Source organism: Brevibacillus schisleri (genome assembly GCF_055685845.1).
In genome coordinates, this window is the sequence record NZ_JBVNDM010000001.1 from 3,158,685 (window position 1) to 3,183,193 (window position 24,509).

Below are 24,509 nucleotides of genomic sequence, written 5' to 3' on the forward strand. Positions count from 1 at the left end.
TGTGTTGACTTAATGTTCAGCCCTTCCCCGTTCAAGCGTCCTATACTTGGGTACTATGGCTTCTGCTGACTTCTGCATGTTCAGCGACTCCTTACGGAGACGGTTACCAACATTTGAAGGCACTTCATGCAGACCTCCCCAGGTAAGAACGATAACTTTCATCCCATGTACCTGCCCAAGTTTACTGCTGTATTCCTTGGCTGTATAGGGCTTCGTCTTGTTCAGCAGACTCGCCCGAATACAACAGCCTCAAATTGGATTCGTGTACCTCAGGTCGGGACTTTGCCGCCGGCTTCCTCCAGATTCCACCTCACGGTAGACACCCTTGCCTTGAGCTAACGGTTGGTACAGCCAACCCCCGTTCGGGACTTACACCCTAGAGTTATCGCCCATGCTGGGCGCACGGAAAACGAAAGCGCCCTGACACGAGGTCAAGACGCTTTTGCAAGAGAGCTTGTTATTTGGTCAATGCATTTTCCAAATCTTTCACACCGCTGTAGACTAAATCGAACAAGTCCGCAATGTTTTCTTCTTCAATGCAAGAGAAGGCGATGCGCAAATCGGTTTGACCGAGAGCGATCGTACCCACGCCATACTGTTCCAGTAAGTGCTGGCGCAATGTTTCTGCTTCGACAGTCTTTAGCTTGAGGCACATGAAGTAGCCGGAGTTGAATGGATAGTACGTCCACACGTCATTGTATTTACCGCTGTCGAGCACTTCCTTGGTGCGGTTGGCGCGGCCTTTCATGATATCGAATTTCTCCTGCTTCTGTGCTTTGTACTCCGGTGCAGTGATTGCTTGCAGGATGAACGTTTGGGAAGGATGTGATCCGCTGGAAAGAGTCGCGCGGATGATTCCCATTGTCTTCTGCTCCAAAGCGCTGAGTAAGTCGCTGGACGGGGATGCATACGTAATGAAGCCAACGCGGAAGCCCCATACGTAATCCTCTTTGGTAGCCCCATCTACTTTTACAGGCAGAATGCGAGGGTGAACGTCGCACAGTCCCGCGAAGAGAGATTCGTGCATCGAATCTTCGAAGAACAAGCCGAAGTACGCGTCATCTGTCACCGCAACAATGTTGATTCCAGCCTCTGCGCCTTCTTTGAGCGCAGCGATGATTTGTTTTCCTTCCTCTGGGCCTGGTGTATAGCCTGTTGGGTTATTCGGGAAGTTGAGTACGACGATGGCTTTGCCTTTGTCTTTTTGTGCGAGAATGGAATCGCGCAAAGCAGCAGCATTAAATTTCATCTCGTCGTTATATAATGGGTAATAGACCATTTCCGCACCACGGCGGATCGAAAAAGTAAGCTCGTAGTTTTCCCAGTTTTTGTCCGGGATGATGACACTGTCGCCGCTGTCAGCGAACAAATCCGACACGATGCTCAGGCCATGCGTCAAAGCGTTTGTAACGATAGGGTTACTGAACGTATGATTAGCCAGTGAAGGCTGTTCCTCGATCATTTTTTTACGCCATGCTGCACGCAGTTCAGGCTTTCCTGCTGGGGGCGCATATTCGTAAATGTCTTTTGGCTGGTAAGCTGACAGGTTATTTTGGATGACCTTAAGGTGCATCGGTTGACCGTTTTCCAGTGCAATCCCGATGGTTGCGTTGTACTTTTTCGCTTTTGCTTTCGCTTCTGCCGATTGACTGAGAATCCCCTCTTTTGGGAAATAGATCAGTTTGGCGATATCGGACAGCATTTCATACACGTGCGGGTTTTCTCGTTGGATGGTTTCGTTCAGCGTTGATGCCAATGAATGCATGGTAGCCTCCCTTTTCATATACAAACATCTTTCTTTACCAATAAAGATAGCGTATCTACATGCATTTGTCACCCTTGCCTAACGGGATATTTCAGATTTTGCGAGGTTCTCTTTGACAGCGAGGACCTGATTTGCTACCTTGGAATCGAAAACTGAGTAATGCGGGAGGGAGAAGGAAATGGCTGAACGCATGATCGTTCGCCTGGGGGACCCTATCTTGCGTGAAACTTCAAAAAGAGTATTATCCATTACTCCGCAGGTTGAAAAGATATTGGATGATATGGCCCAAACCATTTACGCTGCGAAAGGTCGAGCAGGCTTGTCTGCGATCCAGATTGGTATTCCGAAGCGTTTGGTTGTCATGGATTGCGGCAGCGGCTTGATTGAACTAATCAATCCGGTGTTGATGGAAAAATCAGGTGAGCAGGTAGGGCAAGAAGCTTGTCTTTCGATACCAGGTGTTTTCGGAATTGTACGTCGGGCGAATTATGTCAAAGTCCAGACGCTGAACCGCCAAGGAGAAGTAGAGACAATCGAAGCTGAAGATTTCCTTGCTCGGTGTATTCAGCACGAGATGGACCATTTGGAAGGAATATTGTTTTTTGATCATACGGAAGAGCTCTACTCAGCAAAAACAGGAAAGAAACTGAATCGCAAGGATTTGCACCGGATACAGGATAAAAATAGAAAAAATGGTGGAAATAAACGGAGTATAAAACAGCAAGGAGATTGACTCATGAAACGTTGGAATATTATGGTGACAGGCTTCGGAACAGTAGGACAGCAGGTAGCCAGACTGCTGGAAGAGCGACGGGAGCGGTACTACGAGCTATATGAAGCGGATGTCAGACTCGTGGGAATCGTTCGTTCAACTTCCGGCCTCTACGATGAGAACGGAATCGATTCAGGGAAATGGGCAGACTATGCTCATACAAAACAAACATGGAACGCATCTTGGAACGCGCTGGAATTTATCAAATCAGTTCAAGCAGATGTACTCATCGAGGCAGGGCCATCTGAAAAAGAGGGTGGACCTGGTCTGACTTATATTCGGTATGCATTGGAGAATGCCATGCATGCGATCGCTATTTCAAAAGGTGCGCTTGTTGTTGATTATGCTGGTTTGGCCGCTCTTGCCAAAAAACATGGTACCGCGTTGAAAATTAGTGGAGCAACAGCGGCAGCTCTCCCGACGATCGATCTTTTGCAGTATAACTTGGCAGGCTGTGAAGTAAAACGAGTCGAAGGTATTTTTACGGGAACGACGAACTTCGTGCTCACAAAAATGATGGAAGAGGGGCTCACCTGTGCAGAAGCAGTCGAGCTCGCTCAGAAGATGGGGATTGCCGAACCGGATCCCTCTTACGATATCGATGGTTGGGATACAGCTTCGAAGCTCACGATTCTGGCAAACGCTGCTTTTGGTGGGCAAGTAAATCTAACCGATATCGCACGCGCAAGTATTCGCGAAATAACCTCGTTACAAATCGAGACGTGGAAAAAGCATATGAAGATTCCCAAGCTGATCGGAACGATTCAAAAGGAAGCGAATGGTACGGTTTCTGTAGCAGTTGAGCTGTGTGCGGTGGATATTACCCATCCGTTTGCATCCGTATCAGGTACGACAAAAGCCATCCGGGTAGAAACAGATGTCATGGGGGGTTTATTGGTCGTTGGAGGAAAATCAGATCCTGTCGCGGCAGCAGCGGCTGCTTTAAAAGACCTTGAACATATTATTAGCAGATAGGTTCATTCGCATGTGCTTCCAGTGTTCCTTAGGAATGAGTCGTTTAGAACCGCGTGCATACTAGGGATGCACCACCAAAAACGGCGAGGGGGCCATACGGATGAAACAATCGTCTGATGTCAATGCCGAGTTGCAGCAAGTATCTGCTTACCCAACCAAGCAAGAAATGAATCAAAAGGACGTTGCTTTGCTAGATGAGCAGGAAAGCTGCTGTACCCCCAAAAAACAGGCTTCTGAAACACAGCCGGATTAATGCCTACACGAAAAAGCCGGGTCTCGATTAAGAGACACCGGCTTTTCGTTTCGTGTAAAGCGTGTTACCCGATAAATTCTTGTACCCAGTAGCCATTTGTGAAGCCTACACCAATTTTTGTGAAGTCAGGGTTCATAATGTTTTGGCGGTGGCCTTCACTGTTCATCCATTGTTGCATGACTTCTTGTGGACTCTGTTGACCCATGGCGATATTCTCACCTGCAGTCGAGTATTGAATGCCATACTGCTTCATCATGTCAAATGGGGAACCGTACGTTGGGCTGTTGTGGTCAAAATAGTTGTTAGCAGACATATCTTGTGCTTTTGCCAAAGCTACTTTGGACAGTGTTGCATCCATTAGAACAGGCTTGAGACCTGCTTTTGCACGTTCTTGGTTTACCAAATCCGCGACTTGTTTCGCAAAATCACCCGTCTTAGCTTGATCCGCTTGATTTACTGGAGCGGCAGGCTCAGTGACATTATTGGTAGGTTGTGCTGGTGCTGTTTGTACTGGTGTTTGTTGTACTGGAGCTTGTTGTACGGGTGCTTGTTGGTAAGATCCTGGTTGATACGGGCATGGTTGTTGTACAGGTGTAGCTTGTCCTTGCTTAACAGGTTGCATGAGCTGTACTGCTTGTGGCTGGCCAGGAACAAAGCCTTGCTTTTGGAAAAAGTTAAAGAACTGTTGAGCATTTGGTGCTTTTTGGAATTGTCCCATATTTTGACCCACATTGAATTGGAATTGTCCGTTCTTCAATGGGCAGTTAGATGCTGCGGAAGCAGAAGAAGCAAACCCTGTCAAAGCCAAGCCCAGACCAAGAGTCATCGCGATTGTAACAGAACCAAAACGTTTCATAAAAACAAATCTCTCCTTTTTTTTGCCTACGAGGTTAGTTGTCGGATTCGGATTGAGGAAACAACCCTACGCCAGTTCGGCGATTCACCCCAATGTGGAATAGCTCATCCACAAAAAAGTCCCCCGCACTTCCTTTTCAAAGAGGAAGTCTCGGCTTATTTCGTTTGGCATGAACAACGATATCAGACAATCCCAATCGAAATAAAGGAGTAATATATGGCAAATACCTAGAATCGTTGATAAATTAGGCTCATTTCGTTTCGTTTGATTGTTCCTTCCAGGCAGTTAAGCCGCCTTCCAATGCATTTGCATGAAAACCATGCTCACGAAGGAGAGCCGCAGCTTTTTGAGCTTTGTTACCTGTTGTACATAAGGTAACGATCTGGACATTTTGCGCGAGTTTTTCGGTTTCTTCATCAAGCGGCTTGTCCTGTTCTTTCATAAGAAGATAGGGGACGTTTTGCGTCGATGCGTTTTCGTGAACGAGGCTGCCGGAAACAAATTTCTCGGCGTCGCGTACGTCCAATAAAAGTACGGGCACTTTCTTTTCAAGCATGTCGGATAATTGAATGGTTGTCAAAATATGATTTTGCAATGTAATCCCTCCCAATCCTATTGTATCAGAGTCCTGCTTCGTCCAGAATAAGGGTGAACGGTTGCTTTTATTGGACAACCATGGTAGAATGAGGTTGCTACTTGAAAAATTGATACCTAATCATTCATCGAGGTGTTTGTATGCTGATGGATAACATTTTTGAATCCCCGATTCACACTGGCGCGGTCATCGGAGCCGCAAGGATGGAAGAGAGGAAGGGCTTTCATTGTTTTAGGTTTTCAAAAGGTTTAGTTTTTAATTTTGCAGTTCCGTCCTATTACATTCGCATATTTGCTGAATAAGTAAAATTCACATATCATGAAGGCGTATCATCGCACATGATCTGGTATTTCTTCATGATATGTGAGCTTTATTTGCTTCGGTAAATATGACTAGCATATTCAAATTGAATTTTTGGAGGTTTTTTTAGATGCAAACGAACGGAACAGTAAAATGGTTTAACGCAGAAAAAGGTTTCGGTTTCATTCAAGTAGAAGGCGGAGACGATGTATTCGTACACTTCAGCGCAATCCAAGGTGACGGTTTCAAAACTTTGGACGAAGGTCAAAAAGTTCAATTCAACATCGTTCAAGGCAACCGTGGCCCACAAGCTGAGAACGTAGTAAAACTGTAAGTCTCCTTTTCAAAGAAACTGTCCTTTCGAGGGCAGTTTCTTTTTTTGTCGTGGTCGTAGAAGCAAAAAGGCGTTGGGATCGTCCCAAGCGCCTTTTCCTGCATGCGAATGGATAAAAAAAGGAACTATGGCGTCCCACCATAATTCCTCATTTTCTTCCTACAAGATAGTTAAATACAAGTTTCGATTTCGACAGTTTGGAATTGACTGTCAAGAACGGTAAGACCAACAACTTGACCGCCGCCGATAGTAGTACGGCCATAAGTGGTGAGAAGGACATTTCTGTTGTTTTCTGCTACGGTAAGGCGCACTTCATAGTGGAAAGAAGCGGGGATCAGCGCATTGAAAGCAGTTCGAGTATTCGCAGGGATAAATTGCGTGATGTCAAGCAAGGTGCTAACTGGATTCGTTTGCGTAACTGCGTTACCCCAGTTTAATACTTGCACACGTACTTCAACCGGTTCTGTGTTCAGATTTACCAGGTCGAGGTGAGCGGTGAGAGCACGGGCGAGGTTGTTTTGCAAAATACCGGTCGTTCTCACAGTATTTCTTCTTGGGCGTCTGTGATTTCTTTTTTCCGAATTACCTTGATCGTCGTCGTATTCGATTTCAGACATCCATGTTCACTCCATTCTTGTGTAATCTAGTGGGACAATAATACGATATTGTTTCTTGTCTTAATTCGTAACGGCGAACGTAAGGGGACGAGTACCTATTTTTGATAGAGGATGGTGGAGGGGTTGGGAGATAGAACTGTATGCAAACAACTTGACTATACAGCTCGATTTGATTGGGGATACGAAGGGGTAGAACAGGTCGGGGCAGCATCGGATATGATCGTCATTATCGATGTGCTCTCCTTCAGCACGTGTGTCGATATCGTAACGGGACGAGGAGGTATCGTTTATCCTTATCAGGTAAAGGATGAGTCAACCGTAGCGTTCGCCAAACAAAAAGCAGCGCTGCTCGCTGGAAAACGCGGAGAACCAATCTCCCTTTCCCCCACCTGTTTGAAAACGGTTCCAATGGGAAGGAGAATCGTATTACCCTCGCCAAACGGATCGACCTGTACCGTGTTGGCGAAGAAAACAGGTGCGAAGGTAATCGCTGCGTGCTTGCGAAACGCGCCATCTGTGGCCAGATACATACAGCAGCAGAATGGAACGGTAACCGTCATTGCTTGCGGTGAACGGTGGGGAAATGGAGCATTGCGACCTGCTATTGAAGATATGATTGCGGCAGGTGCGCTGCTTCATGAATTGAAGGGATATCGATTGTCACCAGAGGCCGAAATAGGCTCAAGATCATCATCTTGCTTACTTGCAGAATTGTGCTTCTGGCCAAGAACTGATCAGCATGGGGTACCCGGAAGATGTCGAACTTGCAGCGCAGTGGAATCAGAGTGGCGCAGTTCCAGTGCTTAACGATGATTTTGCGTACGAAGCGATTTAGTCTTTTCGCATAAAGAATCCCTCATTCGGTAACCATGGTTATGAACTACACATGAGAAAAACTGGACAGGGAGGATTCATATGGATGAAAAGAGCAAGGCCATCAACCAGGCAGAAGATAATATCCTGACGAATCGTCAAGGCCATCCGATTACAGACAACCAGAACTTGCGGACAGTTGGAAATCGCGGGCCAACCGTTCTGGAGAATTACGATTTTCTTGAAAAAATCACACATTTTGATCGGGAGAAAACACCTGGGCGTGTCGTGCATAGTCGAGGTGCAGGAGCACATGGCTATTTCGAAGCGTATGGAACCGTAGGTGGTGAGTCGATTTCTACGTACACGAGAGCAAAGCTGTTTTCGGAGCGTGGGAAAAAAACGCCTGTGTTTGTGCGGTTTTCTACGGTTAATCATGGGACACATTCGCCCGAAACTTTGCGCGATCCACGTGGGTTCGCGGTGAAGTTTTATACAGAGGACGGGAACTGGGATCTGGTGGGCAATAACCTCAAAGTTTTTTTCATTCGGGATGCCATGAAGTTTCCTGATCTTGTCCATGCGTTCAAGCCTGATCCTGCCACAAACATTCAAGACGTGGAACGGATCTTTGACTTCATCTCGAACACGCCTGAGGCCATGCATATGATTACGTTTTTGTTCTCCCCGTGGGGAATACCTGCGAATTATCGACAAATGCAAGGCTCTGGCGTAAACACGTACAAGTGGGTAAACCATGAAGGAAAAGCGGTCCTGGTCAAATACCATTGGCAGCCGTTAGTACAAGGAATTAAGAATTTGACACAAAAACAGGCGGAAGAGATCCAAGGGAAAAACTTCAATCATGCCACGCAGGACTTGTATGAAGCGATTGAGCGAGGAGAATATCCGGAGTGGGAAATGTGCGTCCAGATCATGAGTGATGACGATCATCCTGAACTCGATTTTGATCCGCTTGATCCAACGAAAATATGGCCTGAAGATCAGTTTCCGTTTCTTCCTGTAGGCAAAATGGTATTGAACAAAAACCCGGATAACTATTTTGCTGAAGTCGAGCAAGTAGCATTTGGGACAGGTGTTTTAGTGGATGGACTTGATTTCTCTGATGACAAGCTCCTGCAAGGAAGGACCTTTTCTTACTCCGATACGCAACGGTATCGGGTTGGCGCCAACTATTTGCAGCTTCCAGTCAACGCTCCCAAAAAGCATGTCGCTACCAATCAGGAAGGCGGTCAGATGCTGTATCGAGTTGATCGGACCCAGCGGCATATTAACTATGAGCCATCAACGCTTGGCGGATTGCAGGAAGCCAAGCAAGCAGCTCCTGATCATCAGCCAGAAGTGGAAGGGAAGGTCGTTCGTCAAAAAATTGATCGTACCAACGATTTTAAACAGGCGGGAGAACGATATCGCCTCTTGGAAGACTGGGAAAGAGAAGACCTCATTGCCAATCTGACGGATGCACTCCTCTCCTGTGATCCTCGCATTCAAGAGAAAATGCTTGGTTACTTCTCCCAATGTGACGAAGAGTACGGTCAACGTTTGAAAGCTGGAGTTGCACAGGGTAATGGCGGAAATCACAAAGAGATGGGCGGACCGATGGGGGCAACGAATCCTGGAGCGGCTGTCAAGGAAGCTGAACAGAAGTCTCGCCCGTCCAAGCCTTACTGATGACCCGAGTGAAAAACAAGACTGAATGAATAGCGGAGCTTTGCCGAATCTATGGTAAAGCTCTTTTTGTATCCGGTTGCAATTGCTACAGAAGTAGGGATCACGAAGCCGGCGATCTACAGTAACGCAATTCGAGTTGCCAACGTCTTACATTTGTTTACATTTGACGATGGCGAGGAGACTCATGATGGTACAAAGAGAGAAATGGGTAGCAGTGTTGAGCTATACCGCGGTACTTTCCCTATTGACGACAGGGGGCGTCGTTGCTGCATCCCCTGCGAAGGCAGCTTCCCAAAAGGTTGAAGCAACGGTTAGCACGACGGGCAATACTGAGGTGAAGCTACAGGTTTGCGGTCAAGATGATGCAAAAGCAGATCTATCGAATACAACGATGAAGTCTTGGAAACCTTTGGAGAATAAGCCGGTTTTGGAAGGGATTACTTCGATTGCAACAGGCGTCATTTTTGATGAAGCAGGCTATGGGTGGAGGCCAGGTATTTCTTACGCCTTCACCGAGGATGGGCAGGTGTGGAAATGGGGCTTTCAATCTGACAAGAAGTATGAACCGCACAAGCTAGCCGGGATCAAGGATGCCAAGCAAGTCATGACGGATTATGTCCTCACGAGCACTGGTGAAGTATGGCAGATTGATGAGAAGAAAGCACCAGAAAAACTGGCTGGTCTGGATAAAATCAAGAACATTCAGCAGCTCGATCTTCATGAAGGCGTACTCTTTTTACTGAATGAAGACGGTACTGTACTGAAATGGGAAAAAGGAGCGAAAGCAGCGGAAAAGGTGACGAAGCTCTCGAATATCCGTGACATGCATAGCTCTGCCTTTTCCTTGTTTCTAGTAGATGACCAAGGGAAGCTTCTTTATCTCGATGGCAAATCCGGAGAGCTGAACACAGAAAATCTACAGGTAATGGATATCCCTGGGAAAGTCAAACACGTAGCCGTCGATTACACGGATCGCGCCCTGATCCAAACAGATAAGGGCGAAGTGTACAGCTACAATACAAAAGAAAATGAAAAAGTAGTGCGTGCTGCTCATGCAGATGGTGCCATACGGATGGCAGTTGGCGGAGAAGGAATGTACCTAATCGTAAAAGCGGACGGAACTGTTTGGGGCTGGGGACATAATACACTTGGAATGCTCGGTGCGAATCAGGAAAATGAGCTCGAGGAGTCAGTTAAAATAGCGGGTCTTTCTGATATTACGGACGTAAAAGCGGGCACTGACCATGTAATTGCTCTCGATAAAAAAGGAAACGTCTATTCATTTGGCAGCAATATGACAGGACAGCTGGGGCGAATCCCTGTTACCTTTGACACTTGGACAGAATTGGGCGAATTACGTGATGTAAAACAGGTAGTAACTGAGCTGGATCGACCGTACTTCGTTCGGAAGGATGGTTCTGTATGGGGTTTTGGCGCGGATCGAGTGCCATATGAAGTAAAAGGACCTATGAAAGTAAAAACAATGGATAGCATCCTGGATTCTCCGGTTACCTTGAATGAGAACGGACAAATCCAGTTGTGGACCCGTGAATTTAGCAGCTGTCAAACATTGGCGTTGCCTTCTCGCATTAAGGATTTTGTTGGTGGAGAGGAGCATCTCTTGTTGCGTACGGAGGATGACCAATTCCTGACTGTGGAATTCAGCTTTGATTCTGCCGAACGCGGAGGGGTATATGTCATCACGAACATGCGCCCACAAAAAGTGGAACCCCTCCAAATAGATTCAAAAATGGCTGCGGATGTGACCAAGCTTTATGCCAATCTTTATACGTTTTTTGCTGTGACGAAAAATGGTCAGGTATTGTACGCAGAACGGAAGAAAGATGAACCGTTCACTTCATTTGCGACAATAGCTGGTTTGGAAGGAATTCGTGAGCTTGCGCCTGAATATTTTGTCCGTTATACAAAGGATACCGCATCAGTTTGGGCAATCAATGATGCAGGCAAGGTTCAGGAAATTCAGGTTTACCCTGAGAGTGAAGGAAAGGACGCTGGAGCTATCAAAGTGAAGCTGGAACCCCAAACGGAAGAAGGCATTGCGATGATGAGCGGACGTTTGCGGATTACCAAGGATGGGCAAATCTTCGAACACGAATGGGAACCGCTTCAAAAACAAAAAGTGGCGGCTCCCGTTAGACTGATTTCTTCTTCGTACGACTATGCGATCGAAGGGCCAGGCTCGCATTATCATGTGCTGGTCACTGAAGCTGATAAGATCGTATTGATTGGCAATAACCCATACGGAAAAGGTGAGCTTCAACCAGATAGGGTCAGACAATAAAAGAAAGGATGAAACGGCACAGTGGGAGTGTTCTTTTTCTACTGTGCTTTTTATTTTGCCGTTTTTAGAAGTTGTGGAAAAAGATGGTTGACAGTTTAAATTTACAATTGTAATATTTTCATAGAAGCTGAATTTACACTTGTAAATCTAAGAGGTGATGTATGGATGAACAACATTCCGAAAATATCGGAAGCCGAGTGGGAAATCATGAAGGTGATCTGGCGAGATCATCCAGCGACAGCGGAGCAAATCATTGAGCGTTTACCAGCCGATATCGAATGGACGGAGCAAACGGTACGCACGTTTTTGAACAGGCTGCTGAAAAAGAAGGCAATCAGCTATGAAAAATCTGGCCGCAGCTACCGATATTTCCCACTCGTCCAGGAAGATGAATGCAAACGGGCGGAAAGCGAATCCTTTTTGAAACGAGTATTTAACGGGGCAGTAGGCACGATGATGACCAATTTTCTCGAAGATGTGCAGCTATCCAATGAAGAAATCGATAAGCTGCAAAAAATACTGACGGAAAAACAAAAGAAAAAGCAGTGATGAGGGACCAATAAATGGATATTCTAGGGAATGTTTTTTTGTGGATGTGCTACACCTCGTTGGGGGCAAGCACTTGGAGGAATCTGAACCTTCGGATAATGGCGTGTTCCATTATTTCAAAGGTTCCGATACCAGTTTCAAAATAGTAACGAGCACAATCGAAAGGACCGAGAATTCTTTACACGTGAAATCGGAAGACGGTAGTATCCTCTCCACACTCTCAGCAGAACAAGACCTATCTGCGAATGGAAAAACCGTAAAAGTTATCAAAAGAAAGACAACTTATGATAAGGATTCGGTTGGTCAAGACTTACTTTATTTCTGGAGTGATGAAGGTCTCTATTACTCAATCGAAGGAGATAGCTCCTTCGAAAATGAAGAGATCGTAAAAGTCATTGAATCGTTTCAAGCTCCAAATGAAGAACTGAGGAAAAGGTACGTCAATTACGACTTATTGAATTACAACATCCTTGATTTAGAGGATGTGGAGTACTTCTCAGGAATAATCGGCTTTGCACCAGCCTTTCCGTTGGAGCTCCCTGGAGGATACAAGGCAACAGATGCATATGTGAACAAGAAGCTCAATTTTAGTTATCCTGAAAACGAAGAGGATAAACAAAAGCGCACCATCCATCTCACGTTTGAAAATCCTGAAAAACCAAAAACGATTGTGTTGTTTGCTCAAATCAAGGACAAATCCATTGTGGAAAACATGAGAAAAACAAAAAAGATCCCTTTTGAGAGAATAGACGGGGTAAAATTTGAAGTTCCAGTCACCTCTTTGAACATCGGTGGCCAAGAAGTATTCCGCACAGTGCCGTATAAAATCGATGATACACTGAGTAGTCCTACAGATAAGTACAACCACACTTATTTTTGGTTAAAAGGAGATATCTGCTATAAAGTAACGTTCAAAGAAGTGGAAGAAGAAGCACAACAGCAAATGGTAGCAGCTCTGGTAAAGGAAAAAGCGATCGATTTGAAAAAGTAACGGGAACATTTAGAGTCTGTACATAAAGCGTGCAGACTCTAAATGTTCCCTAAAGAGTATCATTCAGCATCAGCATCGCCATGGATCAAATGTAAAGCATTTCTAACAGTAGATGGAATCATTTTGTAATTATTGATACAATGATGAGAGTCCCTTCGGGGGCTATTTTTTTAAGGAGGGTTTATCTGATGAAGAACATTACGTTCATCAAACATGTTTATGAAAAGCAACTGGGGGGTGAAATCTACTATGAACCCTAGTATTTTGAATGGCACCAGAAATCATCTAATCAACCAGCTAGTCTTTTTTGACGAGCAGTATTCACTCTTTTACGATCAATATGTACGCAATTATGGGAAAGAAAAGCAAGCCATCGATGAGATTGTCGTTCGTTACAAGCAAACACTTGAAAGCCTTTTGGCAAAAGAAGACAGTGCACTCTTTCAATCGCTTAAAGCAATTACATTATTAGGCAGCAGCGTTAAAGTGCTATTTGAAGAAGATCAATTTGAGGAGTCATTTACTGTGGTGTATCCCACAGACATTGACCCGGATAACAACAGAATTTCATTCTTATCGCCCATAGGCAGGCAACTGCTGCTAGCGGCTCCACACGATTCTGTTGTGCTGGAAAGTCCGGTTGGCAGACAACAGGTGCAGGTTCGGGAGATAAGCTTTACATATATGGGGGGATTCTCATCACCTTAGGAACCTCCCCATCACAAGGATCACATGAGAAGGCACTAACACGAGGTTAGTGTCAGACTGAAGAGAAACCCCCTTTTGGGGGATTTCTTTTGGTATTGTTCCAGCACGAAGTGCTGAAAAAAGGATAGCCTGCACCTAACTTGCTTTCGCTAGGTGTAGTGCTATCCTTTTAATGTTTTGTACTGTTGCTGTCATCAATACTTGCTCTTGGACATTTTCGCGTCCGCGTAACCTACAATAGCGAAGCCCATGCAGTTCTTTAGCATCTGCAAAGCTTCGCTCTATGGTTTGGTATCTTAATCTATATAAATATTTCCCCATTTACTTAAACGGTTCTGTCGAACCCATTCCTTACTCTCTTCCCAAACGTGCCTGCTTATCACCTTTTGGTGATTTTTAGATCGGGTACACTCAGTAAGCCTTGGACAAGTTTTACATATTTCTTTATTGGACTTATACATCCTGTATCCGTTTCGATCGGTAGTCGAATAAGTAAGCGTATGTTTTTGAGGACATGTGTACACATCGCACTCCAGATCATATTTAAAGCGCCATTTAGCAAAAAGACCTTTAACAGGTGTAAAGGCACGATGACCGATGACAGCAAATACATTTATATCGTGAAGTGCCTTGCAGATTGGAGTAGTTAAATAACCAGCATCTAATGCAATAGCTTCAATTGTATCCTGAAACCCAAACTTCTCGATTTGGAGATTCAGCCTATCTATGTAAGGAACGGAATCATGGACATTGCCAGCAGTGACATGGACATCGGTAATAATATTGTACTTATGATCGACAGTCCGGTGATCGAGATAGAAAAAGCCTTCGGGCTTGCTGTCTCGAACCATGTAGCCACTTTCCGGATCAGTGGTACTCACCTTGATTTCCTTTTCTTCCTTCACACCCTCTCTAGGCTTCAATCCTTTTTTCCATGTACCTCACGGTCTTCATTAATTGCTACCTCTAAATCTTTGAGATAGGCACGACTCGTTTTCTCGATGACATGCTTCTTAAATTTTCGTTTATTCGCATTTGCTTTAAGATGTGTGGAATCACTTATCAATACACGGCCAGCGACCATTCGATGCTGAATCGCCAAGCGCACAATTTCATCAAAAATCTCCTGAAAAACATTTGTATTTTTAAAACGGGTTCGACGATTCCAACTGATTGTTGTGTGATCTGGAACTCGATCTGTTAAAGAAAGGCCAAGAAACCAACGATAGGCGATATTAGTCTGGATTTCTTTTTCGAGCTGCCTCTCTGAGCGGATACCGTAAAGGTATCCAATGAAAATCATTTTAAATAAAACAATAGGATCAATGGAAGGTCTACCGTTATCCTCGCAATAATATTGACGTACTTTTTCCCGGATGAAGGAGAAATCTATATGTTTCTGGATGACTCTTAATAAATGGTCTTCTGGGACCAATTCATCAAGGCACACAAATTCGTAATGCATTTGCGGATTTTTATCATTGGAGGTAAGCACAATTATCACCTACTATAAAATGTAATTATAAGAATTATAACAAATTAACGCGGTGTCGTATTAAAACTAAGTGAAATAAAAATGGCTGTCGACTTTCTCGACAGCCTGGCACTAACACGAGGTTAGTGTCTTTTTTATCCATTTTAGTAAAATATAAGAAAAGTAGGCTGTGTGTACAAGGGGGAAAGATGTTGAAAATCATTGCTTGCCCAACGTGTGAGCAAGACGTGCAATGGGATATGAATCACCTGCAAAAGCTGGGGGAGCGGTGGGTGATGGCTTGTGAAAAATGCGGTGATCCGTTTTTTAGCGTGTCAGAGAAAGAAAAGGAAATGATTCTTGCAGGCATCCGATTGACGGAAGCGTATGTACCGGATATCATCCATGCTTATCATAGTGAGGATGTAAAGAATCTCCCTTCCAGGGTTGGGTTCGAAGAAATCAAAAAAAGCAATTGAGAGCAGGACTGAATTGCAAGCTCTCATCATACTTCGAGAAACATGGGAAAAATAGGTCCCCAGCATCCGGATGAGCTGTCTATACAAAGAAAGAGATAGGTGTTTAGCATTATATGGAAAATAAATTAACATTGTTTAAGGTTTTTGCTGGCACAAGTTCACAGGGAACCGTTTTAGAAGAGCTTCCTGCAGAATACCTTAGCGATCAAAAATTCAAATCATGTGCATCTCCAGGGCTAGCTCTTGGCCTTGTGAAAGGAGATACCATATGTTTGAATACACTCCCATAATCTGCACATACTACCATTCACGAAAACAATCACAACCAGAGGTGAACAGCATGGCACGTTCGAATTCCTTGGTGAATGGACAAGCTCGTGCAGCATTAGATCAATTAAAGTACGAGATCGCTGCTGAATTTGGGGTTGAGTTGGGCGCAGATACGTCGGCACGCCAAAATGGCTCAGTCGGCGGAGAGATGACGAAGCGTTTGGTACAATACGCGGAACAGCAAATGTTTCGCCTGTAATCCCTCCTTGTGAGGGATTTTTCTTTTGCTTACATACAGTGTACTGACAGAGGCATTGGTGAAGGTCGATGACGAATTGTTTACTCAAGGGGCAAGTGTCTATACAACCAGACGGGCGATCACGTATGGATAAAGGAAGGCGTATTTTGATGGAAAGGAGTGAGGACATGCCGAACGACAAGAGAAATCCGAAGAATAGAAGACCAATTCTTAACCAGCGAGGAGCCTTGCAAAAGTCGAGAGCATCACTCCCGCTCCTCTTTGTCGCACCAAAGGAACAGATGAAGCCTCAGGAAGGTGCCATGGATAAGCAGAAAATGTATCGCTCCAGGAAACCCAAGGGTAAACGAAACCATGCGCCTTTATCTCAGGTCAAGAAGGCAGCTACTGAACAAGTCACACCGCAGTCCACTTCTCTCACGCCTCCAACTTCCATGGAGGCCAAGACTCTTACGGAAGAAAACAACAGATCCGAGCAAGAACTGATTCAAGCAAAAGTAGTCTACGTGGAAAACGTGGGACAATCGTTTATGCAGGTTGCTTTTTTAGAAGAAATTTGGGACGTAGAGTGGGTCCATTCCTTACGCGTTCCCTGGAAGCTTGAGTGGAAAGAGGTGGAATGCCAAAGTAAGATCGATGTCCAGCACGTTCGGCATGATGATAGTAAAAAGATTGTCTGGCTGTCAGGTGAATTGGAAGTCCAGGCTTTGGGCGTCACTGTCCATTCGCAAAAAGTAGAGCATGAAACGATTCGCATTCCATTTACCGCTACAGTATTACGCCCTTCCATACCGAAAGGAAATGTAGAAACAAACGCCATTTTTCATGCAACACCAACTTGTCCGACGAATAGATGGATAGAGACGGGGGACTGGCAAATCAACATCACAGCAGATCCGCTCACCCATTCGCAATCAGCATGGAAGGAGTTCAGCGGCTTGGCAACCATTAGCGGTCGTGTATGGTGGTATCGGAAGCAGCTGGTTCCTGCTCCGCCTCCATACATAACGAAAAAGGTGAACAGTCTTTTTTAGAAAAAAGGGCAGATAACGCTTGGCATCAGCCAAATCCATGTTGTGTCTAGTCCATATAATATAAAGAGAGTAGGTGGCTGATAAAGGAGAGAGTAAAAATGGGTATTCATGGCGATGGCTGTAATTGTGGCCAAACTCAAGTTACGCAAAATAGCTGCACGGTAGAAAACGCCCGTGTGTTCGGAATGGCTTCAACCGAAACCATTTTTCCTAAAACGATAAAAGTACCTGTAACGTTGGCAGAAACGGCTGTTGTCGTATGTGTAGAGGCTAATGTTCATTTGGAGAGGCCTGCACTTGAGATCATTCGGGTATTGAAGAGTGTCATTCTGGAGCAATGTGAGCTGGTTCCTACATTTAACCCGTTGTCTGCAAAGCTGTTCGTCAGTGGTTTTATTCGCAAAAATATCGAGTACACCACAGTCGACCAAGTAACAGGAACAGCAGTATGCGGTGATGTCCGACATACAACGGCTCTGATACCATTCGATTTCTGTACGGATCTGACCTTTCCGGCTACAGGACCGACTTTGCAACTGGCACCAGATTTCGAGTCACACGGAGAATATTTGAATAAATCAGGGCATGCGGCAAAGATCAACGTAGGTTTGTTCGGCAACCGAAAAGTTTACAACGAAAGACCGTATTGTGAATTGGTATTCACGGAATTCACCGAATTAGACATCGGTTTGGAAAATAAGCGGTGCAAAGACACAACCAAAACTTTCACGACCGTCCGAGAAAAAATCGTTCTGCGTCTTGGTCTAAAAGTTTTGCAGGATCAACAAGTTCCAATTCCAACGACCCCACCACCTACACCACCTCCAAAACCGACATTTCCGCCACCTTGCAAACCGATATGTCCACCTAAGAAAAAATGGTAGCATAGCTGTAGGAAAAAAACATAGAAAAAGGACAGATGAGACTTCCGGTAGCGCTATACTTGCTGACTGGTAGTCTCATTTTGTTACCTAATTTAGTAGGATGAAAAATGAAATAGATGGTAGTTCGTAATCAAAAACGATATGGATACTCTGCCATTCTGGCATATAATTGGGATAGCAATCTCATACGAGGAGGATCTTTGCTGCGTGAAAATAAGCGAATTATCACAATTAACCAATGTCAGTACCCGGTCAATCCGCCATTATGAAGAGAAGGGCTTGCTACAGGCAGAACGACTGGAAAATGATTATCGTTATTTCAATGAATCGGCAGTCAACCGTGTCAAGATGATTCAACTGTACTTGAAGCTGGGCTTAACAGCAGATGAAATCAGAATGGTGTTCCGAGGGGAAGTAGCATCTCCCGACGATTACGAATATTGCGAGGAAATGCTGACGATTTACGAACAAAAGCTCAGCAAAGTGAACGAACAGATTGAGGCGCTCCAAGAGTGGAAAAAAACGTTGGAGAGGCAAATATCCATTACACGTGATAAAAAGATTACGAACTAGTTCATAGTCACGGCCCCGAAGCGATCAGCTGCTCCGGGGCCGTCTTTTTACAAGGAATGCAAGTTTTGCCCGATGCCACCATCTACAGTTAGCCTCGCACCAGTCGTAAAAGTGGCGTCAAAAGCGAGGAAAAGCACCGCTTTCGCCACTTCTTCTGATGAACCATGACGTTTCATGGGTGTAACCTTGTCGCCAAGCTCCTGAAAGGTAACGCGTTCCGCATCTGTGAAACCGGCAACTCCCATGGAAGGTGTATCAATGAAACCGGGACTCACGACATTGACGCGAATGCCCTTGTCTAGCAACTCCACCGCAAAACCGGAGGCCAAGGAACGCAATGCCGCTTTGGACGCACTATAGACGCTCATGCCAGGATAGCCGCCTTCATCTGCTACGGAAGATGTAAATACGATCGAACCGCCTTCATGAATAAGTGGCGCCACGCGCTGGACGGTGAAAAATGCCCCTTTTGTATTTACCTCAAAAATTCGATCGTAGGTCTCTTCAGTAACTTCCATAAATGGTTCCAGAATGGAAGTGCCTGCATTTACATGGAGAAAATCGATCTTGCCAAAATGCTTTTCAACATACTCTCCGAATGCTTGCACATCCTTCATACTCGATACATCAGACACCACAACATGTGCCCGTTCTCCCAGCTCACGTTTTGCTTCCTCGGCATTTTTCGGATTGCGACCAGAGACAATGACTTCGGCCCCGCCTGCCAGCAGTGCTTTTGCCACAGCCAAGCCCATACCATGTGTACCGCCAGTTACGACAGCTTTTTTCCCTCTATAGTTGTTCATTTTTGTTCCTCCTTGAGTGGATGAGTTATCTTTCTGCATGTAGTCTAAACGTTCACGCTAATGTGAAGGTCAAGGGCTTATGGAGGAAAAAGAGGGGTTCACCTCTCCAAAATTTAGATAGTCGGTATACCGGAAAGAAAACCTGGCGTGTAATTTTTGAAAAGGAGTGTGTGGAATGAAAAACAGAAGCTTCACGAAGGGAGAGGGAGATTAATACTAGAGGTATATGTTGCAGCTCCTTGGGATCAATCAGCACCAAGATGTTACGGAAATTAGATGCAATAGACTATTACCATAATTATTTTCTCTTTAAAAACTGAATATATTTTTTTAGACCTTGTGGTTGCTGTTTTCTCTGTTTGATTAGAAAATCAATCTTGATTGTTTCAGACAGTTCTTTATATCGAATTAATTGTACTTCTGTTCGATTTTTTGCAACGTCTGCCGGTATTATACTGATACCAAGCCCATCTTGAACTGCTTGCAGAATAGATTCAAGTGAATCAAACTCCATGATAGTCGGATCATAAAAGTTATTCTCCTTGGAAAATTCTAATGTTTTGTTTCTATATATGCAATTTGGATCACTATTAACAATTAACGTTTGTTCATGCTTCTTTTCAAAATGACTATGTTGAGGTAAAACGAGTACGAGTTTCTCGAAATAACTATAAACGGTTTCGAACTGTGGGTAATTATATGCATCATTTATAAAAATACCATCAAGTTCTCCATAGGAAAGCATTTCCTGTAACTTTTTCTTATTATAGGAAGCGTTGCAGGAACGACCGGAATAGGCTCATCTATCCCATATGCAGCAACAAAATCAGCAATCCACACAATGACAAGGTCGTTAGCTATCGCATTAGCACCTTATATCAGAGTGAATTGTATATCTCCTGGTGCAGTTGATACAAGGTGGTGGTCTGGTCATGAAGAAAAGATGTATAAACTTACAGGCAATTTACCACTTAAGAGAATTTCAACACCTAATGATATTGCAGAGGCTATTCTTTTTCAACTGACTCAAGAATCTGTTACAGGCCAAGTTTTTACAATCGATAATGGTCAAACACTTTAAACATCTTCTACAAACAATCGAGGCATGAAAGGATATTCGGGCAGAAGGATGTAGACTGAACAGTAAAATCAAAACAGTGGTAGTCTTGGACGAGAAAATAAAGTCCTAGACTTACCACTGCTTTACTGAACATTCGATCCGGTAGCCCCCTTCCATCTGGCATTCGTCTGTGATTCCATTTATGCTTTGGTCTCTTCTTCAAGGATAAGTGCGTGAACAATTCCTGGACCGTGAACGCCAATGGTTAAGTCGTTCTCAATATCGGCTGAACGGCTGGGACCGGAAATAAAGTGAACGCCCGCAGGCATTTTGACGTTATTCCATTTGTTGATTTCCTGTAGAGCTTCACCCATACGTGTTTTGATATTTTCAGTTCGAATGACAGCCATAAAAATGGTGGGCAGTAGGCTGAGAGAGCGGCCTTTTGACGCTGCCGAAGTCATTACGATTGTGCCAGTATGGGCAATAGCAAAATCTGCAATAGAAATCCCAATATCAGCATGCGCCGCTTTACTCAGCAAATCAGACTCTTCCTGTTTCCGCCATATCGTCATCTCTACACCATTAAATGAGCCGTCCTGGTGCATGCTTTGAAAAAGGGCGTGGTCTTCGTGAATGATTCGTTTTGCTTCAAAGGTTTGGACTACTTCAGCGATATATGAGCAAAGCGCTTCTGGAGAAGAAAAACGTTTAGCGACACCACCAAGCATCTCCCAATTTTTAATAAATAGGTCTATTCTGTCATCAGAGCTGAGATGGTACATTTTCCAAAAGTCCGGAGCACCGCGAACGGGTTGTGGGGGAGGAGTGGTCATCCGTCTTCTGCCTAACCGATTTGCGATCGTGTCGAAGAATTGTGCTTCTTTTTCACTGTGACTCATGTGTGTCCCCCCGTTTTTTCAGGATGTCGGCTAGACGATCTTTCATTTCCGGACCCATTTCTTGCAATTCAAACTGAAGTTCAGTATCAAGCGCTTTCCACGTATCCCGGAAGGAGTGTTGGGCAAGTTTTGGTGCGTAACGATAGGTATTCCAACCCTTTAAAGGTCCGATTTTGGCTGTGATCACTCCACCTTTGACAAAAGGCTTTTGTCCCAGTTGGCTGATTCGCAGAATTCGATGGAACAGCCTGTGGTTGGAAGAAATAAATTTAAAGGCTTTCATTCCCAGTTGTTCCGCTTTCTTTGTCAAAGCTTCTTCCACATTTCGTCTACGCTGATAGACGAGCATATCATGCAGCGGTATTTTGACGGGACAGGCTTCATAGCAGGCCCCACATAGGCTGGATGCATTCGCCAATTCCTTGTCTTCATGCAGGAGAGGAGTCAGTACGGCGCCAATCGGACCACTGTACACCCAACCATACGCATGTCCGCCTACATGTCGATAGACAGGGCAAGCATTTAGACATGCTCCGCAGCGGATGCAGTTTAAAACCTCCTGAAATTCGGGATCTCCCAGCTGCTTAGAACGGCCGTTGTCAATAATTACTACGTGTAACTCCTCTGGTCCGTCGGAGTCATCTGAGCGGCGAGGCCCATTTATCAACGACATGTATACCGTCAGCTTTTGCCCTGTAGCGGCACGCGGCAGCAAGGTAGCCATTACTTCAAGGTCTTCCAAAGAGGGAATGATTCTTTCCATGCCCATGAAGGTGATCTGTGTTTTAGGAACCGTGCTTACCATGCGGGCATTTCCTTCATTGGAAAACAATGCAATGGAGCCTGTTTCCGCGATAGCAAAGTTGCATCCAGTCATCCCAATCTCGGCCTCAAGGAATTTCTCCCGCAGCTTGGATCGGGCAAAGCCTGCCAGAACAGCAGTATCTGCTGGTAAGCGCTTTCCAGCCACGTTTGAAAATAGCTCTGCTACTTGCTCTTTGTTTTTGTGAATGGCGGGAATGATTATATGGGAGGGAGTCTCACCAGCGAGTTGAATAATATATTCTCCTAAGTCCGTTTCCACCACTTCGATTCCATGTTGTTCAAACACTTGATTAATATGCACTTCTTCAGAAAGCATCGATTTTGATTTGACAACGGATCGAGTATGTTTTTCTTTCACGATATTCATTGTGATTTCTATAGCTTCTTTGGCATTAGAGGCGAAATGTACATGCCCACCTAACGCTCGCACATTATTTACGAACAGCGACAGGTAGTAGTCTAAGTGTGCAATTGTATGCAGGCGAATCTGCCGTCCTTGTTCACGCCATTCTTCCCAGTTACCCAACTCGTCAGTTGCTGTAACTTTGTTTGTTCTTAGTCTTTCTGTTGTGAATTTTACGGCATTTCGTAAAAAATTATCGTTTAGTGCAGTTTGTGCGCGTTCATTTAAAGTTGCGGTTGAGGATGTTTTTGCGTTCATACCCTCTCTTTCACCCCTTCATACAATAGCTCTGCCAGATGCATTACGCGAATCGGATGTCCAGCATGGTGTAAACGTCCGGAGATATTTGTTAGACAGCCCATATCAAGGCCCACCAGGACTTCTGCTTTGGTTTCCAGCACATGTTCTGCTTTTTCCGTAACCATCGCACCGGAGATGTCGGAGACCTTTATGGCAAAAGTTCCTCCGAATCCGCAGCAATCTTCCGCAAAAGGAAGGGGCACGAACTCCAAGCCTTTTACCTGGGAGAGCAGAATGTGAGGCTCGTCTTTGACGCCAAGTAAACGGCTGCCGTGGCAGGAGGGATGATAGGTGACGCGGTGGGGGAAGAGGGCACCGATATCCGTCACCCCGAGCACATGAACGAGAAACTGCGAGAACTCATAGCTTTTACCAATGAGATCATGGGCCATTGCCAGATATTTCGGATCTTCTTTAAATAGAGTAGGGTAGTGGTGATGAATCATCCCGATACACGAACCGGATGGAGCAACCACAAAATCGCTGTCTGCGAATGCATGAATAATTGTTTTTGCGCCTTCTCTAGCGGTATCCCAAAACCCGCTGTTAAAAGCTGGTTGGCCGCAACACACTTGCAGTTCGGAAAAATCCAGCTTGATGCCATATCTGGCGAGAAGTCGTGCCATTGCTTCGCCCACTTTAGGATAAAAAGCATCTGATAGACAAGTAATAAACATTGATACTTTCATTCATTCAGCTCCCTTTTGAATGTGTTAGCCATAATGATCTATAATCTATATGGTCATGATGTCATCTGATGACTTGGTTAAAAAGAAAATGTTTGATCTTAATCAAACATCTCTTTTTCTACGCCAAGCAGGTGGTAGAGCATGGATTCTTCGGCTCTTTTTGAATTTTTGTTGGCGATCGCCTTGAAAATTTCCTTGTGTTCAGCCAGGAGCCGTTCCGGATTTCCTTTCGTTTGAAACATTTTTTCGCGGCTTGCCTTTAATGCCTTGCTCATGGTCTCAGATATGGATTGCATGATCGATTCCAGAACCGAGTTATGACAAGCTTTGGCGATTTCGTAATGAAATTTCCAGTCGGCCTTTTCTCCTAAATCTCCATTTGAAACTGCGGCTTCCATTTCTTTCAATGCATCCTCGATGCGTTGCAAATCTTCATTAGAACGTCTCTCGGCGGCCAGTTGAACAATTCCCGTCTCAATGATCTTCCGAACCTCCAAGAGTGACATGATGTCTTGTTCCGTGACAGGTTGAATCGGTTCAAATCCTGACAATACCTCATCTGGATTTAAGCGGGTGACAAAAGTACCTTCCCCCTGACGAATGGTCACAAGACCCATCGTTTTGAGTGCACTGATTGCCTCTCGCATGGTTGACTGACCGACTCCGAAAAGCTCGCTGAATTCGCGAAGAGAAGGCAGGCGATCTCCAGGTTTGTAAACTCCATTCATAATTTGATCTTTGATATAGTCGGATACTTCTTCGTACGTTTTACGTACTTTGAATTGTGGTATCGCTTTCATTCTGCATTCACCCGTTACTTTCTTAGGGTCATCTGATGAGTTCATACTAGCTGAATTGTCAGTTAGTTGTCAAGGCTGCATTCTTTCTGGCATTGGCTGCGAGTGGAAAAGGGAAATCATTCAACTTTTAAACCATCGGTTTCGAATATTCAAAAAATACTTGTCAAAAAAAACTGGGGTACATATAATGAGAACTGTCGAATAGAAGACATCAGATGACCATATCAGA

Annotated in this window: 23 protein-coding genes, 4 pseudogenes and 1 riboswitch; of the genes and pseudogenes, 16 read left to right on the forward strand and 11 right to left on the reverse strand. The window is 44.8% G+C overall.

Annotated features, from left to right (window positions below):
* Positions 1-457 precede the first annotated feature (457 nt).
* The gene (locus ACUUHJ_RS15500) at positions 458-1,765 is read right to left on the reverse strand and encodes an aminotransferase class I/II-fold pyridoxal phosphate-dependent enzyme (RefSeq protein ID WP_472299268.1); all 1,308 of its coding nucleotides are present in this window, start codon (positions 1,763-1,765) and stop codon (positions 458-460) included.
* Positions 1,766-1,943: 178 nt separating this feature from the next.
* Between ACUUHJ_RS15500 and def the strand changes: the two genes are divergently transcribed.
* The 3 genes from def (at position 1,944) to ACUUHJ_RS15515 (ending at position 3,765) form a co-directional block, all read left to right on the forward strand.
* Positions 1,944-2,498 (forward strand): peptide deformylase, encoded by a 555-nt coding sequence (def, locus tag ACUUHJ_RS15505; RefSeq protein ID WP_472299269.1) that lies wholly within the window; start codon positions 1,944-1,946, stop codon positions 2,496-2,498.
* Positions 2,499-2,501: 3 nt separating this feature from the next.
* Positions 2,502-3,512, forward strand: a complete 1,011-nt coding sequence (locus ACUUHJ_RS15510; RefSeq protein WP_472299270.1) for a homoserine dehydrogenase — start codon at positions 2,502-2,504, stop codon at positions 3,510-3,512.
* A 100-nt stretch (positions 3,513-3,612) separates the two neighbouring features.
* On the forward strand, positions 3,613-3,765 hold the full coding sequence (locus ACUUHJ_RS15515) for a hypothetical protein (protein ID WP_015891371.1): 153 nt from the start codon (positions 3,613-3,615) through the stop codon (positions 3,763-3,765).
* A gap of 64 nt (positions 3,766-3,829) precedes the next feature.
* Here the strand turns inward: ACUUHJ_RS15515 and ACUUHJ_RS15520 are convergent, their stop codons facing one another.
* Positions 3,830-4,621, reverse strand: coding sequence for a CAP domain-containing protein (locus ACUUHJ_RS15520; protein ID WP_472299271.1), 792 nt, complete (start codon positions 4,619-4,621; stop codon positions 3,830-3,832).
* Between the two features lie 8 nt (positions 4,622-4,629).
* Positions 4,630-4,787: riboswitch (cyclic di-AMP (ydaO/yuaA leader) on the reverse strand.
* An 84-nt stretch (positions 4,788-4,871) separates the two neighbouring features.
* The gene (locus tag ACUUHJ_RS15525) at positions 4,872-5,216 is read right to left on the reverse strand and encodes a rhodanese-like domain-containing protein (RefSeq protein WP_472299272.1); all 345 of its coding nucleotides are present in this window, start codon (positions 5,214-5,216) and stop codon (positions 4,872-4,874) included.
* 430 nt (positions 5,217-5,646) lie between these two features.
* Here ACUUHJ_RS15525 and ACUUHJ_RS15530 point away from each other — a divergent pair, with 430 nt between their 5' ends.
* Entirely contained in the window at positions 5,647-5,850 is a 204-nt protein-coding gene (locus tag ACUUHJ_RS15530) for a cold-shock protein (RefSeq protein WP_007729289.1), read from the forward strand.
* A 170-nt stretch (positions 5,851-6,020) separates the two neighbouring features.
* Here ACUUHJ_RS15530 and ACUUHJ_RS15535 read toward each other — a convergent pair whose 3' ends face one another.
* Entirely contained in the window at positions 6,021-6,467 is a 447-nt protein-coding gene (locus ACUUHJ_RS15535; protein ID WP_472299273.1) for a hypothetical protein, read from the reverse strand.
* A gap of 123 nt (positions 6,468-6,590) precedes the next feature.
* Between ACUUHJ_RS15535 and ACUUHJ_RS15540 the strand changes: the two genes are divergently transcribed.
* The 6 genes and pseudogenes from ACUUHJ_RS15540 to ACUUHJ_RS15565 all read left to right on the forward strand — a co-directional run bounded on the left by ACUUHJ_RS15540 (position 6,591) and on the right by ACUUHJ_RS15565 (position 13,522).
* The gene (locus ACUUHJ_RS15540) at positions 6,591-7,274 is read left to right on the forward strand and encodes a 2-phosphosulfolactate phosphatase (RefSeq protein WP_472299274.1); all 684 of its coding nucleotides are present in this window, start codon (positions 6,591-6,593) and stop codon (positions 7,272-7,274) included.
* A 108-nt stretch (positions 7,275-7,382) separates the two neighbouring features.
* Positions 7,383-8,972 (forward strand): catalase, encoded by a 1,590-nt coding sequence (locus ACUUHJ_RS15545; RefSeq protein ID WP_472299275.1) that lies wholly within the window; start codon positions 7,383-7,385, stop codon positions 8,970-8,972.
* Positions 8,973-10,065: 1,093 nt separating this feature from the next.
* Positions 10,066-10,254, forward strand: a pseudogene (locus ACUUHJ_RS15550) (RCC1 domain-containing protein); the annotation flags it as partial.
* Positions 10,255-11,439: 1,185 nt separating this feature from the next.
* On the forward strand, positions 11,440-11,823 hold the full coding sequence (locus tag ACUUHJ_RS15555; protein WP_015891363.1) for a BlaI/MecI/CopY family transcriptional regulator: 384 nt from the start codon (positions 11,440-11,442) through the stop codon (positions 11,821-11,823).
* Between the two features lie 73 nt (positions 11,824-11,896).
* Positions 11,897-12,814: a hypothetical protein gene (locus tag ACUUHJ_RS15560; protein WP_472299276.1), complete on the forward strand. Its 918-nt coding sequence runs from the start codon at positions 11,897-11,899 to the stop codon at positions 12,812-12,814.
* A gap of 249 nt (positions 12,815-13,063) precedes the next feature.
* Positions 13,064-13,522 (forward strand): GreA/GreB family elongation factor, encoded by a 459-nt coding sequence (locus ACUUHJ_RS15565; protein WP_234123879.1) that lies wholly within the window; start codon positions 13,064-13,066, stop codon positions 13,520-13,522.
* 135 nt (positions 13,523-13,657) lie between these two features.
* Here ACUUHJ_RS15565 and ACUUHJ_RS15570 read toward each other — a convergent pair.
* Positions 13,658-14,987 (reverse strand): annotated as a pseudogene (locus ACUUHJ_RS15570) (IS1182 family transposase).
* A 218-nt stretch (positions 14,988-15,205) separates the two neighbouring features.
* On the opposite strand from ACUUHJ_RS15570, the gene ACUUHJ_RS15575 reads away from it, so the two are divergent.
* From ACUUHJ_RS15575 to ACUUHJ_RS15595, 5 genes are all read left to right on the forward strand, one after another.
* Positions 15,206-15,475: a hypothetical protein gene (locus ACUUHJ_RS15575; protein WP_289672978.1), complete on the forward strand. Its 270-nt coding sequence runs from the start codon at positions 15,206-15,208 to the stop codon at positions 15,473-15,475.
* Positions 15,476-15,815: 340 nt separating this feature from the next.
* Positions 15,816-16,004 carry an alpha/beta-type small acid-soluble spore protein gene (locus ACUUHJ_RS15580; RefSeq protein ID WP_041749454.1) on the forward strand — a complete coding sequence of 63 codons (189 nt, stop codon included), beginning with the start codon at positions 15,816-15,818 and terminating at the stop codon, positions 16,002-16,004.
* 167 nt (positions 16,005-16,171) lie between these two features.
* The gene (locus ACUUHJ_RS15585; RefSeq protein WP_472299277.1) at positions 16,172-17,038 is read left to right on the forward strand and encodes a hypothetical protein; all 867 of its coding nucleotides are present in this window, start codon (positions 16,172-16,174) and stop codon (positions 17,036-17,038) included.
* 98 nt (positions 17,039-17,136) lie between these two features.
* Positions 17,137-17,922, forward strand: a complete 786-nt coding sequence (locus ACUUHJ_RS15590) for a CsxC family protein (RefSeq protein ID WP_064199317.1) — start codon at positions 17,137-17,139, stop codon at positions 17,920-17,922.
* Between the two features lie 207 nt (positions 17,923-18,129).
* Positions 18,130-18,495 (forward strand): MerR family transcriptional regulator, encoded by a 366-nt coding sequence (locus ACUUHJ_RS15595; RefSeq protein WP_289672974.1) that lies wholly within the window; start codon positions 18,130-18,132, stop codon positions 18,493-18,495.
* A gap of 47 nt (positions 18,496-18,542) precedes the next feature.
* Here the strand turns inward: ACUUHJ_RS15595 and ACUUHJ_RS15600 are convergent, their stop codons facing one another.
* Positions 18,543-19,301, reverse strand: coding sequence for an SDR family oxidoreductase (locus ACUUHJ_RS15600; protein WP_472299278.1), 759 nt, complete (start codon positions 19,299-19,301; stop codon positions 18,543-18,545).
* 298 nt (positions 19,302-19,599) lie between these two features.
* Positions 19,600-20,049, reverse strand: a pseudogene (locus ACUUHJ_RS15605) (LysR family transcriptional regulator substrate-binding protein); the annotation flags it as partial.
* Positions 20,050-20,067: 18 nt separating this feature from the next.
* On the opposite strand from ACUUHJ_RS15605, the pseudogene ACUUHJ_RS15610 reads away from it, so the two are divergent.
* Positions 20,068-20,382, forward strand: a pseudogene (locus ACUUHJ_RS15610) (SDR family NAD(P)-dependent oxidoreductase); the annotation flags it as partial.
* A gap of 179 nt (positions 20,383-20,561) precedes the next feature.
* On the opposite strand, the gene ACUUHJ_RS15615 reads toward ACUUHJ_RS15610, so the two are convergent.
* From ACUUHJ_RS15615 to ACUUHJ_RS15630, 4 genes are all read right to left on the reverse strand, one after another.
* A complete protein-coding gene (locus ACUUHJ_RS15615) occupies positions 20,562-21,263 on the reverse strand; it encodes a LutC/YkgG family protein (RefSeq protein WP_472299279.1) in 702 nt (233 codons plus the stop codon).
* Positions 21,250-22,749 carry a LutB/LldF family L-lactate oxidation iron-sulfur protein gene (locus ACUUHJ_RS15620; RefSeq protein WP_472299280.1) on the reverse strand — a complete coding sequence of 500 codons (1,500 nt, stop codon included), beginning with the start codon at positions 22,747-22,749 and terminating at the stop codon, positions 21,250-21,252. Before ACUUHJ_RS15620 ends, ACUUHJ_RS15615 begins: the two co-directional genes overlap by 14 nt.
* Positions 22,746-23,480: a (Fe-S)-binding protein gene (locus ACUUHJ_RS15625; protein WP_472299281.1), complete on the reverse strand. Its 735-nt coding sequence runs from the start codon at positions 23,478-23,480 to the stop codon at positions 22,746-22,748. Before ACUUHJ_RS15625 ends, ACUUHJ_RS15620 begins: the two co-directional genes overlap by 4 nt.
* 98 nt (positions 23,481-23,578) lie before the next feature.
* Positions 23,579-24,280 carry a FadR/GntR family transcriptional regulator gene (locus ACUUHJ_RS15630; protein WP_472299282.1) on the reverse strand — a complete coding sequence of 234 codons (702 nt, stop codon included), beginning with the start codon at positions 24,278-24,280 and terminating at the stop codon, positions 23,579-23,581.
* Between the last annotated feature and the right edge of the window lie 229 nt (positions 24,281-24,509).

Coding starts and splice junctions, on each gene's coding strand:
- ACUUHJ_RS15530 (WP_007729289.1), top strand. CDS start 5,647: ATGCAAACGAACGGAACAGTAAAATGGTTTAACGCAGAAAAAGGTTTC.
- ACUUHJ_RS15620 (WP_472299280.1), bottom strand. CDS start 22,749: ATGAACGCAAAAACATCCTCAACCGCAACTTTAAATGAACGCGCACAA.
- ACUUHJ_RS15565 (WP_234123879.1), top strand. CDS start 13,064: ATGAACCCTAGTATTTTGAATGGCACCAGAAATCATCTAATCAACCAG.
- ACUUHJ_RS15585 (WP_472299277.1), top strand. CDS start 16,172: ATGCCGAACGACAAGAGAAATCCGAAGAATAGAAGACCAATTCTTAAC.
- ACUUHJ_RS15600 (WP_472299278.1), bottom strand. CDS start 19,301: ATGAACAACTATAGAGGGAAAAAAGCTGTCGTAACTGGCGGTACACAT.
- ACUUHJ_RS15500 (WP_472299268.1), bottom strand. CDS start 1,765: ATGCATTCATTGGCATCAACGCTGAACGAAACCATCCAACGAGAAAAC.
- ACUUHJ_RS15590 (WP_064199317.1), top strand. CDS start 17,137: ATGGGTATTCATGGCGATGGCTGTAATTGTGGCCAAACTCAAGTTACG.
- ACUUHJ_RS15575 (WP_289672978.1), top strand. CDS start 15,206: ATGTTGAAAATCATTGCTTGCCCAACGTGTGAGCAAGACGTGCAATGG.
- ACUUHJ_RS15510 (WP_472299270.1), top strand. CDS start 2,502: ATGAAACGTTGGAATATTATGGTGACAGGCTTCGGAACAGTAGGACAG.
- ACUUHJ_RS15580 (WP_041749454.1), top strand. CDS start 15,816: ATGGCACGTTCGAATTCCTTGGTGAATGGACAAGCTCGTGCAGCATTA.
- ACUUHJ_RS15630 (WP_472299282.1), bottom strand. CDS start 24,280: ATGAAAGCGATACCACAATTCAAAGTACGTAAAACGTACGAAGAAGTA.
- ACUUHJ_RS15545 (WP_472299275.1), top strand. CDS start 7,383: ATGGATGAAAAGAGCAAGGCCATCAACCAGGCAGAAGATAATATCCTG.
- ACUUHJ_RS15515 (WP_015891371.1), top strand. CDS start 3,613: ATGAAACAATCGTCTGATGTCAATGCCGAGTTGCAGCAAGTATCTGCT.
- ACUUHJ_RS15555 (WP_015891363.1), top strand. CDS start 11,440: ATGAACAACATTCCGAAAATATCGGAAGCCGAGTGGGAAATCATGAAG.
- def (WP_472299269.1), top strand. CDS start 1,944: ATGGCTGAACGCATGATCGTTCGCCTGGGGGACCCTATCTTGCGTGAA.
- ACUUHJ_RS15535 (WP_472299273.1), bottom strand. CDS start 6,467: ATGTCTGAAATCGAATACGACGACGATCAAGGTAATTCGGAAAAAAGA.
- ACUUHJ_RS15615 (WP_472299279.1), bottom strand. CDS start 21,263: ATGAGTCACAGTGAAAAAGAAGCACAATTCTTCGACACGATCGCAAAT.
- ACUUHJ_RS15625 (WP_472299281.1), bottom strand. CDS start 23,480: ATGAAAGTATCAATGTTTATTACTTGTCTATCAGATGCTTTTTATCCT.
- ACUUHJ_RS15520 (WP_472299271.1), bottom strand. CDS start 4,621: ATGAAACGTTTTGGTTCTGTTACAATCGCGATGACTCTTGGTCTGGGC.